We start from the raw sequence: 11967 nt of genomic DNA on the forward strand, positions 1-11967 counted from the left end.
CGGCGACCACCTGACGACCACCCGGTGACCGCCTGGCCGACCCCGACGACCACCACGACCACCACGACCACCACGACCGGCTACCACGAGGAGCTGACCGACATGAGCAAGACCGCCGACAAGACCGCCGAGAAGGAGATCCGTGAGCACTTCGAGGAGTGGTTCAGGGACGCCGCCGCGAAGGATCTCGACGCCGTGATGACGAAGATCGCCGACGACGCCGTCTCGTACGAGCACGACGCCCCGCTCGTCTACACGGGCGCGCGAGCCATCCGCGAGAGCTGCCGTCAGGGCTTCGAGGTGATGGCCGGCGAACTCCGCTGGGACATCCCCGACCTGCGCGTCATGGTCCGCGACGACCTTGCCGTCAGCTGGGGGCTCAACCGCATGCGCGCCCAGGAGCCCGGCGGGGAGCCGGTCGAGCTCTGGTCGCGCGGCACCCGGGTGTTCCAGCGGATCGACGGCGCGTGGAAGATGATCCACCAGCACGTCTCCTACCCGGTCGACTCCGAGACCGGCCGGGCGGCCACCGGCCTGCGGCCGGATCGCTGATCGAACGATCACCCTCGCCGGCCGAGTCGGTGTCCGGCCGAACCTCTCAGCGCGACGGGTCGTCCAAGGGATCATGAACGCGGACGAGTTACGCCCGGGAGACCCGTCGAGGCTGGGCGGCTACCGGCTGGCGAGCAGGCTCGGCTCAGGGGGCCAGGGCGTCGTCTACGAGGGCTACGACCGCGCGGCCAACCGGGTGGCGGTCAAGGTGCTGCACGCCTACCTGGCCGGTGACTCCCCGCTGCGCCGGCGCTTCACCCGGGAGGTGAGCGCCGCCCAGCGCGTGGCGTCCTTCTGCACGGCCCGCATCCTGGACCACGATCTGGAGGGCGAGCGCCCGTACATCGTCACCGAGTTCGTGCCCGGCCCGAGCCTGCGCCGGGCGGTGACGCAACGGCCCGCGCTGGACCGCGACGGGCTGCACCGGCTGGCCGTCGGCATGGGCACGGCGCTGACCGCGATCCACCAGGCCGGGGTGGTGCACCGCGACCTGAAGCCGGAGAACGTGCTGCTCGGGCACGACGGGCCGCGAGTGATCGATTTCGGCATCGCCCGAGCCGCGGGCCTGTCGATGACCTCGACCGGCGAGCTGACCGGCACCCCGATGTACATGGCGCCCGAGTTGTTCTCCGGCGGCCGGGCCGAGGCGGCGGCGGACGTGTTCGCCTGGGGCGCGGTGGTCTACTTCGCCGCGACGGGCCGTGACGCGTTCGCCGGTCCGACGACGATCGCGGTGATCAACCGGGTGCTCCATCACGATCCCGACCTCGGCCCCCTGCCCGAGGGGTTGCGCGAGTTGGTCGGCGCGACGCTCTCGAAGGACCCCGCCGCGCGTCCCTCCGCCGAGCGGCTCCTGCTGACCCTCCTCGGTGGCGGCGGCCACACGGTGCTCGCCGAGGGGGCCGAGGCCGCGGCGGGCGTGCGGCCGCCGCGCGAACTCGCCGCCGAGCCCGCGCTGGGCACGGTGGCCGAGGAGGTCTACGCGGCGCTGCCGGCCGCCGACCGCGAGGTGGCCCGCGACCTGCTGCTGCGGCTGGTGAACGTGAGCGACGGCGACGAGACGCCGCGCCGCGCGACGGTGATCGAGTTGACCGAGATGCCGCACTCGACAGCCGGACAGGTGCTCGCCGCGTTCGAAGAGGCCACGCTGGTCCAGCGCCAGGACGACACCGTCACCCTCGCCAGGGCCGCCCTGCTGTACGCCTGGCCCCGGCTGCACGAGTGGGTGAGCAGCGACCGCGCGGATCTCGGCCCCCACCGGGAGCTGGGCGAGGCCGCCCGCCGCTGGGCGGGCGGCGGACGCCGTCCCGAGGATCTCCTCCAGGGGTCGGCTCTGCGGCAGGCGCTGTCCTGGACGAGCGCCACGCGGCTGACGCTGAACCTGACGGAGAAGGAGTTCGTGGAGGCGAGCCGAGCCAGGTCGGCGCGGCGGACCAGGCGGCGGCGCCTGCTCACGACGGGCGTCGCGGCCCTGCTCGCCGTGTCGCTCACCGCGGGCGGCCTCGCGTGGCAGCAGTCGCTGAGGAGCGACGCGAGCGACCGGAGTCTGGCCGAGGAGCGGGCGAAGGCCACGGCCAGACGGGTCGCGCTCCAGGCCGACGCGCTGCGCGGGACCGATCCGGTGAAGTCGATGCTGCTCAGCGTCGCGGCCCACCGCATCGCGCCGGTGCCCGAGGCGGGGGCGGCGGTGCTGAGCTCGCTCGCCCAGCAGGAGCAGCGGGTCTTCACGGATCCGGCGCCCGCCAACTCCGGACGGGCGCTGAGCGCCGACGGCCGGACGCTGGTCAGCGCGGGCGCCGATCGGGTGACCGCCTACGACGTGTGGACGGGACGAACGGTCCGGACGTTCGGCGGGGTCGGCGCGGGCCCCTTCACCGCCGCGCTCAGCCCGGACGGCGACACGCTGGCGCTCGCCAGGCAGGGCACGGTCGCCCTGTGGAGCCTGCGGACCGGCGCCCGGCTGGGCGAGGGCAGGTACGTGCCGGAGGTATTCGGGCTGCCCACCGGCCTTCCCGGCAGCCTGGAGTTCAGCCCCGGCGGGGGCTATCTCGTCGTTCGCCAGAACCTCGGCGGCCCCTACGTCGGGCTGTGGAACGTGGCGCGGCGGAGCCTGGAGACGAGATGGGGGCCCGAGCCGCTGGGAGACGCGCGGCTCGGGCCGGGTGACCGCTTCGGCTCCGTCGAGGTCATGGCCGAGCGGTCGGAGACCTCGCTGCGGGGTTTCCCCGACCAGAAAGAGCTCGCGGGCCGGCGGCTTCCCGAGCGCCTGCCCGGTCCCGTCCTCGCGTTCAGCCCCGACGGCTCCCTGGCCGCCGTGGGAGAAGGGACGAGGACGGAGCTGTGGAACCTGTTCACCGGCAAGCGGGCCGAGCGGGTGTTCCCCGGTGACGTCAGCGACGCCGTCTTCAGCGACGACGGCCGGTTTCTGATCACCTCCGGCAGGCAGGCGGGCAGCCCGTTGTCGCTGTGGCGGCTGGACGACGGGGCCCCGCTGCTGCGGCTGACGATCGCGTCCACGCTGACCGGCCCACCGCGCCTGGACCCGGAGAACCGGACGCTGAGCCTGCTGGACGAGTCGGGGCGGGTGACCGGCTACGACGTCGGCCGGCGGACCCGTCCGCCGCTCGTCCTGCCGGCCAGGGCCCGGGACAGGCGGTTCACCGCCGGCGTGGACGCCCTGTTCGCCCGGACCGGCGGCGCCGTGCGCGGCTGGTCGCTGCCCGGCCTCACCGAGACGAGGTCGCGCGTCGACATCGCCGTGAACCACGGCCCGGTCATGCTGGTCAGCCCCGACGGGCGGACGATCGTCACCGGCCACTGGGACAACCATACGGAGGGCGTCACGCTCTGGGACGCCGCCACCGGGCGCGAGCTGGGCCGGGTTCCGCTGAGTTCCCAGCCCGAGCGGGCGGACATGGAGATCAGCCCCGACAACCGGCTGCTCGCCGTCAGCCACACCCTGCCCGGCGACCTCTACGGCAGCGGCGAGGTCGTCGTCATCGACCTCGCGCGGCGCGAACAGATCATGCGGTTCGGGCCGGTCGCCGGAGGCGCGCTGTCCTTCAGCGCCGACGGCAGGTTCCTCGTCACCGCCGATCCCGCGGGCGCCGACGTGATCGATCTGGTCTCGCGGAAGGTGCTCCCCCGGTCCGAGGGGCCGGGCACGCTGGCGCGCGGGTGGATGGAGCTCGCGCCCAAGGGCGGACTGGCCGCCTCGCCGTACGGCAACAGGGCGGTGGTGCTGTGGGACAGCCGCACCTGGCGGACCACGGGACGGGTGTTCAGGCTGCCGGGCGACGCGCTAGGCGCGGTCTTCTCCCCCAACGGGCGGATCCTGGCGGTGGCGCACGACGACAGGGTCTCGCTGTTCGACGTGGCCACGGGACGTCAGCTCGGCGATGGCCGCACCGTCGTCACCGACCTGTCCGATCCGCGGGACTCGGACGATCCGGTGCCCGCCCTCGCGTTCTCGCCCGACGGCTCCCTGCTGCACGTGGCGGGGCGCGACGGGACCGTACAGGAGTTGCCGGTCGATCCGGCGCGCGCGGCCTCGGAGGTGTGCGCGCGGGCGGGACGCGCGCTGACCCGCGAGGAGTGGCGCGAGCACGTGGGAGCCGATCTGCCCTACCAGGGGGTGTGCGGCTGAGCGCCGCCGTCGCCACCTCCCCGAAAGGGGCGATGGCCTGCGTTAGCCTCAGGTGGTCGAAACCGTATGTCGTCGAAGCCGTCTGTCGTCGGCGAGCGTGGGCGCATGTCGAGCCGGAGGAGTGTCTCAATGATCTTCATCACCGCTAGGTTCCGCGTTCTCCCGGAGCATGCCGACCGGTGGCCCGAGATCACCGCCGACTTCACCAGGGCGACCCGCGCCGAGCCCGGGTGCCTGTGGTTCGACTGGTCGCGCAGCGTCGAGGAGCCGGACGTGTACGTCCTGGTCGAGGCGTTCCGCGACGACGAGGCCGGGGCCGCGCACGTCGGGTCCGAGCACTTCGCCGAGGCGCGGCGGACCCTCCCGCCCCACCTGGCCGAGACGCCGCGCATCGTCAACGTCAACGTCCCGCAGGACGACTGGTCGCTCCTCGGCGAGATGGCCGTCCCCGAGCGGTAGACACTCCCACGAAGATCGGCGCAGCGGGTGCGCGAGTCAGGCGCGGTGGACACTCCCACGGGGATCAGCACCGGGGCACGTAGGGTTAGGCTCGGATGTCTCGGCACATGGGCGCGAAGGGATCCGATCATCGTCAGCGACAACTACCCGTTCGAGGACCCGCCACCGCGCGTGCGCCGCCGCGTGACCAAGGCGGCGATCCTGAGCACCCTGAGCACCGCCGACCTCGCCCAGTGGACCTGCCCGCACGGCCAGCACGCCGGGCACGGCTGCGTCACCTGCTACGACGCCACCGCCGAGGCCGAGGCCGATCCGGAGCTGCCGCTGTGGGAGGTCGCGGCGTGGTTCACCACCAAACGGCCGATCCCGATCAGAGCGTTGCAGGACGTCCACCGCCACGGCCGCCGTTTCGCGCTCGACCAGCCGTCGACTCCCCTGGTCTACCTGCTGAGCGGGCAGGTGCGGGCCACCCTGGGCGTGGAGGCGGTGGCGGGCGTGGTCGGGTTCCTCCTGCAGAACCGGCACATCGTCGACGACTTCACCGTCACGGAGATCCGCGCCGTCCACTCCTGACGGCTCACCTCTCCTGACGGCTCACCTCTCCTGACGGCTCGCCTCGCACGAGGCGGCAGGCCGCCCCTCCGAGGCCGCTACCCAGCGGGCCGAGGGGAGCCGGGGTAGGAGTCGCGGTCCTCGTCGAGGACGTCGGCGGCCGTACGGACGATGAGCGGATCGGGCACCCCGACCACTTCGTGGTTCTTGCCCTCGTAGTCGAACAGGCTCAGCACGTGCCGGATCGCCTCGACGCGGGCGCGTTTCTTGTCGTTGCTCTTGATCACCGTCCAGGGCGCGAAGTCGGTGTCGGTGTGCTGGAACATGTCCTCCTTTGCATCGGTGTACTCGTCCCATTTCTGGCGGGACGCCAGGTCCATCCGTGACAGCTTCCAGCGCCGGACCGGGTCGATCGACCGGATGACGAAGCGGGTGAGCTGCTCGCCGCGCGAGACCGAGAAGTAGAACTTGACCAGCTGGATGCCGTCCTCGACGAGCATCTGCTCGAACAGCGGCGCCTGACGCAGGAACTCCAGGTATTCGCGCGGGGTGCAGAACTCCATCACCCGCTCGACCCCCGCGCGGTTGTACCAGGAGCGATCGAAGAACACCATCTCCCCCGCCGACGGCAGGTGGGCGATGTAGCGCTGGAAGTACCACTGGGTGCTCTCGCGTTCGCTGGGCTTGTCCAGCGCCACCACGGCCGCGCCCCGGGGGTTCAGATGCTGCTGGAACCGTTTGATCGTGCCGCCCTTGCCCGCCGCGTCGCGCCCCTCGAACAGGACCACGAGCCGGACCCCGGTGTCCTTGATCCAGTACTGCAGCTTCACCAGCTCGATCTGCAGCAGCCGCTTGGTCCGCTCGTACTCGGCGCGGTCCATCCGGCTCCGGTAGGGGTAGTGCTCGCGCCAGGTGTCGTACGGACGGCCGTCGAGGTCGACCAGGACCGGATCGTCGTCATCGTCGTCGATCACCCGGAGGTCGGAGAGGTCGTCGAGCAGCTCGGCAGGGGGCGCCTCCGCCGTGTCGAGCAGCTCGGCGGGGGCCGCCTCCATCTTTGCGCCGTTCATGCTGGTGACCAGGAGCTCTTCGCCCGGGCCCGCGCCACTGTCGGTGTTGTCCACGCCGCCCGTCTACCCCTGCCGCCGTGCTCGACACCCCGACCCGCCGCGCCGCGTCCCCTTCTCGACCTTCGCCGGGTGAGCCGCGGGGCCGGTCACGACTGACGCTTCGCGTTCTCCAGCCGGTCGGGCTTGTTGGTCATGATGCCGTCCACGCCGTACGAGATCAGTCGGCGGATCACGGGCGGCCTCCTCGTCGACCAGGTGAAGACCCGCATGCCCTGGTCGTGGACGTCCTCGACGTATCCCGGGGTGAGGTCGCGGTGCGGCAGGTTGATCCCGCTGGCGTACTGGGCCAGCTCGGGCAGCCGATCGGCCGCCGGTTTGCCGAGCAGCGCGATCGGGACATGGGGCACCATGCTGTGGAAGGCCCGCATCGAGCGCCAGTCGAACGCCTGCACGGTCAGCCGCTTGCGCCCCCACCAGGCACGGGCGTCGTGCAGCTCGGCGGCCACCCGCCGGTCGATGTCCGGGCTGTCCGGCGGGTGTTTGATCTCCAGCAGCAGGCCGATCTCGGTGTTCCGCAGCGCCCGCATGGCCTGGCCGAGCGTGGGCACCCGTTCGCCCCGGTACCGCGAGGAGAACCACGAGCCGGCGTCCAGCCGCTGGATCTCGGCGAGCGTGAAGTTGGAGACCCGCCACGGCGAACGCCGGGGAAAGACCTTCTCGACATCGGTGGTACGGGTCAGCGTGGCGTCGTGCATGAGGACGAGCTGGTGGTCCTTGGTCTGCTGGATGTCGAACTCGCACACGTCGGCCCGCTGGATCCGGGCCACGGCGCACGCCGCGAGCGTGTTCTCGGGCGCGTACGCGGAGGCGCCCCGATGCGCGATGGTGTCGACCTCGCGCGGCGACGCGGACGCGGTCCCCGTCATGACGGCCAGGGCGGTCAGGACGGCGGTGCCCACGGCACTGAGCTGGCGGTACATGTCCCTCCTCGGGTGTGGCCTGTGACGGTCGGTAACCCGAGTCTGACAATGCGTCCTATGTCGAGTTATGTAGGAGGGTGCCCACTAACGCCAGCAAAGCGATGATTCATCCGACACACTGCCCACATTCGCACCAACTCTTTGCCGGGTTCACAGCGCGTTGGCGTGCGTCAGTGGGGTCGGCGCTGTTCGGGAAGGTCTCCGTCGCTGCCCAGATCCGCTCGCATGCTGTCGAGAAGAGGCTTGAGATCCCGGTCCAGCCCGGACGGCCGCCGGCCTCCGCTCAGCGCGTGGGCCACCGCCGCGGTCAGCGACCTGCACACCTCGTTGGCTTTCGCATCGGTCTCGGGCTTCGCGATCAGCCGGACCTCCGCCCTGACGAGCCCCAGCGCGATCAACGTGCTGTCGCACGCGGTCCGCGCCTCGTCGGTCGGAGCCTGCTGATAGCGGATCAGTGCCTCCTGCGTGTCGTGCAGCGCCGCCAGCAGTTTCGCGTACGCGCTGGACCGGGCCTCGTAGAGGCGAGTCTGCCTCTCGTGCTCGAACTGGGCCGCCCGGCCTTCGACTTCCCGTCGATGGGCGCGGTCGGCCTCCACCCGGATCTGCCTGCGCGCGAAGTACGCCACCGAGATGGCCGCGACGGCGGCGATGAGAGCGGCGATCGAGCTGCTCACCTGCGCGAGGATCGCGCCCATCACACCCTCCTACCGCCCATCCGGCCCGAAGTCGTCACGCGAGCCCGGCTGCTCATAAGGCCCGGGACGGCCACCCCTGCCGGGACGGCCACCCCTGCCGGGACGGTCATCCCTCTCGGAACGGTCATCCCTCTCGGAACGGTCATCCCTCTCGGAACGGTCATCCCTGCCCAGGCGCTCTTCCCTGCTCGGCAGGATCAGGTCGGATGAGGCGGGGCGCTCCCCCGCGTCCATGCGGTAAGGATGACCTCTGGGAGCGGGGTCCCGGCTCGCCGTCCAGTCGGCGAGGTCCCTGGTCCGGCCCGGAGCGAGGCGCTCCAGATAGGTCCGGGTGCGTGCCACGTCGCCGATGGTGTCCTCCGCCACGAAGGACCGGAGTTCCTCGCGGTCGAGTAACGCGACGGCCAGCCGGCCGTTCTCCGCGACGGCCGCGAGGGGACCCACGTACATGGTCACCGTGGTGGCTCGGATCGCGACGAGCAGCCGGCGCAGGGCGATGGAGGCATCCGTGCCGTCATCCTCTCCGCCCGCGGCGGGCAGTGCCTCCGAGAGGCGCTGCCGAATGCTGTCGAATGTCTGGCCTGCGGCGAACTCGACCAGATATCCGACTCTCCAGGAATTCGCCCTCGCCGCCTTGGGCACTATCCGCACCGGTGAAAGGGCTTCCAAGAATCGTTCGACGTACTGGACGACGGTGGGTTCGTGCGCGTGGTCCAGTCCCCGGACCTCCACGGCCACCGTGGCGCCCACCTCCGCGGCGCCCGCCGCAAGTGTTTCGCGGAACCCTCGTTCCGCCATATGCCTGTCCACCACACTCGCGATCCGCGAATCCTGGGACTCTCTCAGAACGGCGAGTTCGTCCCGCACCTCGCCCAGCCTGTCCAGCAGTTCGCGGTGTGCTGACCACTGGCTCTCCAGCGCCTTGCTCCTCGCCGCCTCTCTGTCCTCGACGTGGTCGAGGTCCCTCCGGAAGAGACCGACCTCGTTGCGGAACCGGAGCACGATGCCGAGCGCCGCGACGGCGACGAGCAGGCAGGTGACCGCCACGACCACACTCATCAGGAGTCCCTCCTCGCGTACGTGACCCAGCAGGCCGAGAGGGCGAAGGTCACGGCGGCGGCGCAGATCATCATCAGCACGCCGTCCCCGACACTGAGTGCTCCGGAGTCGTGAGACGGCGGCTGCGCGATCCGCGTCACCGTCACCGTCGGCACGGGAACGGTCACCGGCACAGGGGAAGCAGAAGGCGACACCGGCATGGTCTGGGCCGGAGGCGACCCTCCCACCTCGGTGGCCGGTCCGTCGTATGTCGTCGCGAGCAGCACGCCGAAGATCAACGCAAGGAATAAGCCGGACGCCTTCATCACCACCCCCGGGTACCCGTCCATCGTAGATAACGGGTCATCCGCTACCGAGGCCCTTCCAGCCGTATCGTTCTAGATCAAGGCCGACCTGACACCCTGAAATATGACATGAAGCCGTTATCGGATGACAAGGACGCTAGTTCTACCTCTTCCCAATTTCTGCCAGACACCCGATTTCTCTAATCTCCAGCAAGAACGGGAAGAAAGCTTGATTTCTCTCCAGAGAAGCTGACTAAGATCGCTGTCGATCGGTCAGTGTGCGATCGAGCAGGAGGAAGAATCATGTCCGAAGATCTGAGCTCGGCCGAAGGCGCACAGGACCGGGCTCCGGCCGGCATCGAGATCAGCAAGCCGAGCATCGCGCGGGTCTACGACTACATGCTGGGCGGCAAGGACAACTTCGCCTCCGACCGCAAGGTCGCCGAGATGGCCCTCCAGATCGCGCCGGACGCCCCCGAGGCCGCGCGGGCCAACCGTGAGTTCCTCCGCCGGGTCGTGCGCCACCTGGCGGCCGAAGCGGGCATCCGGCAGTTCGTGGACATCGGCTCGGGCCTCCCCACCCAGGGAAACGTGCACGAGATCGCCCAAGGCGTTGACCCGCGGGCGCGGGTGGTCTATGTCGACAACGACCCGATCGTTCTCGTGCACGGCCGCGCCCTGCTGGCCAAGAACGACACCACGACGGTCATCCAGGCCGACATCCGCCAGGCCGACGACATCCTGAGCCATCCGGAGCTGCGCCGGCTCGTCGACTTCTCGCAACCCGTCGCCCTGCTGCTCTTCTCGATCCTGCATCATCTCAACGACGCCGAGGACCCCGAGGGAATCGCCGCCCGGCTCAGGAACGCGCTGCCTCCGGGCAGCTACCTGGCCATCTCCCACTTCCACAATCCGGGTGCCGCCCGGCCCGAGATCGCCGAGCAGGCGGCGTCGGCCGAGAAGCTGTTCAACGAGAACCTGGGCACCGGCCGCTGGCGCTTCCACGACGAGATCCTCGCCTACTTCGGGGACTTCGAGGTCCTCGCCCCCGGCCTGGTGCCGGTGGCCGAGTGGCGACCCGGCCCCGACGACCGGGCCGCGCAGGGCATCACGTACCACACCCTGGTGGGAGGCGTCGCCCGCAAGCCGGGCCCGGAACCGGCCTGAGCCGTGATCATGCCCGACCTCTCGGCTCTCTCCGCGGCTCAGCCGAAGCTGGCGTGCGGTGCGCTGGTGCCCTGGGGCACGCGGGCCGGGCCGGACGCGCCGGGACGGACATCGAAGTCGAAGATCGCGGTGGGCAGGTAGACGGTGGCGCAGGAGTTGGGGATGTCCACCACTCCCGACAGCCGACCCTCGATCGGCGCCGCGCCGAGCAACAGATATGCCTGCTCAGGGCTGTAGCCGAAGGTCGTCAGGTAGTCGATCGCGTGCAGGCAGGCGCGCTGGTAGGACAGCTGCGAGTCGAGGTAGCGCTGCTCGCCGTCCAGCGTGACGGACGTCCCGGAGAACGCGAGCCACTCGCTGTACTGGGGGGCGGTGCGGCCCGGCATGAAGATGGCGTTCTCGCCGACGCGGTACGTCTCCATGCCGCCCTTGATGAGGTCGACGTGCAGGTCGATGAAGCCGCCCATCTCGATGGCGCCGCAGAAGGTGATCTCGCCGTCGCCCTGCGAGAAGTGCAGGTCGCCGACCGACAGGTTCGCGCCGGAGACGAACACCGGATAGAAGATGCGGGAGCCCTTGGTCAGGTTCTTGATGTCCTGGTTGCCGCCGTTCTCCCGGGGCGGCGCGGTGCGGGCGGCCTCGCCGGCGACCCGGCCGAACTCCGATGAGGGCACCGACCCGAGGACTGCGTCCTGAGGCTCGGGGGGCAGGGCCAGCGGCGGCACTCTCTGCGGGTCGGTGGCGATCAGCGCGCCCTCCCGGGAGTTCCATTTCGCCAGCAGCTCCGCCGACGGCGCGGTGCCCATGAGGCCGGGGTGGACGATGCCGATGAACGACACCGCCGGGATGTGGCGTGATGTGGCCTCCTGACCGGAGAAGTCCCAGATCGCCTTGTAGGCATCGGGGAACTGCTCGGTGAGGAACCCGCCGCCGTTCTTGGTGGGGAAGACGCCGGTGTAGCCCCAGCCCTGGCCGGCCAGCGGGCCGCTGTCCTCCTGCGGAATGGGCCCCACGTCCAGGATGTCCACGATCAGCAGGTCGCCCGGCTCGGCCCCCTCGACCGCGAAGGGGCCGCTGAGCGCGTGCACCGTCGTCAGCGGGGCGTCACGGATGTCCTCGGCGGAGTCGTCGTTGTGGATCGCGCCGTCGAACCACTCCCGGCAGTGGACCCGGAAGCTGTCGCCCGGCTTGACCCGTGCCACCGGCGGGATCTCGGGATGCCAACGGTTGTGACCGATCTTGGCCTGGTCGGTGAACTTCTTGGTCGAGTCGAGCGGGAAGATCAGCTCTGGCACGGCTGGATTCCTTTCGGCACAGGGACGGTCACGGGCGCGGCAGGCGTCTGGTGGCGGGATGGGTGGCCACCGCCCCCACGGCGCGGCGCCGTGGCAGGGACGTGACGACTTCGGGCTCGGAGGCGCTGCGCTCCGCGCGTCGCAACTGGGCCGACACGGCAGCCGGAGTGCGCGTGAGCATCGGCGGCGAGAACACCCGGACCGAGGT

General features: G+C 70.7%; 11 protein-coding genes. 5 read left to right on the forward strand and 6 right to left on the reverse strand.

The annotated features are described in order from the left end of the window. The first annotated feature begins 24 nt into the window (after positions 1-24). From IEY82_RS14910 to IEY82_RS14925, 4 genes are all read left to right on the forward strand, one after another. Positions 25-552, forward strand: coding sequence for a YybH family protein (locus IEY82_RS14910; protein ID WP_225262734.1), 528 nt, complete (start codon positions 25-27; stop codon positions 550-552). 73 nt (positions 553-625) lie between these two features. After that, entirely contained in the window at positions 626-4198 is a 3573-nt protein-coding gene (locus IEY82_RS14915; protein ID WP_189124701.1) for a WD40 repeat domain-containing serine/threonine protein kinase, read from the forward strand. A gap of 129 nt (positions 4199-4327) precedes the next feature. Beyond that, complete coding sequence (locus IEY82_RS14920) at positions 4328-4657, forward strand: putative quinol monooxygenase (protein WP_189124702.1); 330 nt, start codon at positions 4328-4330, stop codon at positions 4655-4657. Between the two features lie 171 nt (positions 4658-4828). Next, positions 4829-5230: a hypothetical protein gene (locus tag IEY82_RS14925; protein WP_189124703.1), complete on the forward strand. Its 402-nt coding sequence runs from the start codon at positions 4829-4831 to the stop codon at positions 5228-5230. Positions 5231-5307: 77 nt separating this feature from the next. Here the strand turns inward: IEY82_RS14925 and ppk2 are convergent, their stop codons facing one another. The 5 genes from ppk2 to IEY82_RS14950 all read right to left on the reverse strand — a co-directional run bounded on the left by ppk2 (position 5308) and on the right by IEY82_RS14950 (position 9321). Continuing rightward, entirely contained in the window at positions 5308-6333 is a 1026-nt protein-coding gene (gene ppk2 / locus IEY82_RS14930) for a polyphosphate kinase 2 (RefSeq protein WP_225262731.1), read from the reverse strand. A 92-nt stretch (positions 6334-6425) separates the two neighbouring features. Next, positions 6426-7259: a glycerophosphodiester phosphodiesterase gene (locus IEY82_RS14935; protein ID WP_225262729.1), complete on the reverse strand. Its 834-nt coding sequence runs from the start codon at positions 7257-7259 to the stop codon at positions 6426-6428. Between the two features lie 170 nt (positions 7260-7429). Continuing rightward, a complete protein-coding gene (locus IEY82_RS14940) occupies positions 7430-7954 on the reverse strand; it encodes a hypothetical protein (RefSeq protein ID WP_189124704.1) in 525 nt (174 codons plus the stop codon). A gap of 9 nt (positions 7955-7963) precedes the next feature. After that, positions 7964-9007: a hypothetical protein gene (locus tag IEY82_RS14945; RefSeq protein WP_229697589.1), complete on the reverse strand. Its 1044-nt coding sequence runs from the start codon at positions 9005-9007 to the stop codon at positions 7964-7966. A 5-nt stretch (positions 9008-9012) separates the two neighbouring features. Beyond that, complete coding sequence (locus IEY82_RS14950; RefSeq protein WP_189124706.1) at positions 9013-9321, reverse strand: hypothetical protein; 309 nt, start codon at positions 9319-9321, stop codon at positions 9013-9015. A 279-nt stretch (positions 9322-9600) separates the two neighbouring features. On the opposite strand from IEY82_RS14950, the gene IEY82_RS14955 reads away from it, so the two are divergent. After that, on the forward strand, positions 9601-10464 hold the full coding sequence (locus tag IEY82_RS14955; protein ID WP_189124707.1) for an SAM-dependent methyltransferase: 864 nt from the start codon (positions 9601-9603) through the stop codon (positions 10462-10464). A gap of 38 nt (positions 10465-10502) precedes the next feature. On the opposite strand, the gene fmdA is transcribed toward IEY82_RS14955, so the two are convergent. Beyond that, entirely contained in the window at positions 10503-11759 is a 1257-nt protein-coding gene (gene fmdA / locus IEY82_RS14960; protein WP_189124708.1) for a formamidase, read from the reverse strand. Between the last annotated feature and the right edge of the window lie 208 nt (positions 11760-11967).

Source organism: Nonomuraea cavernae (genome assembly GCF_014646355.1).
GTDB lineage: Bacteria > Actinomycetota > Actinomycetes > Streptosporangiales > Streptosporangiaceae > Nonomuraea > Nonomuraea cavernae.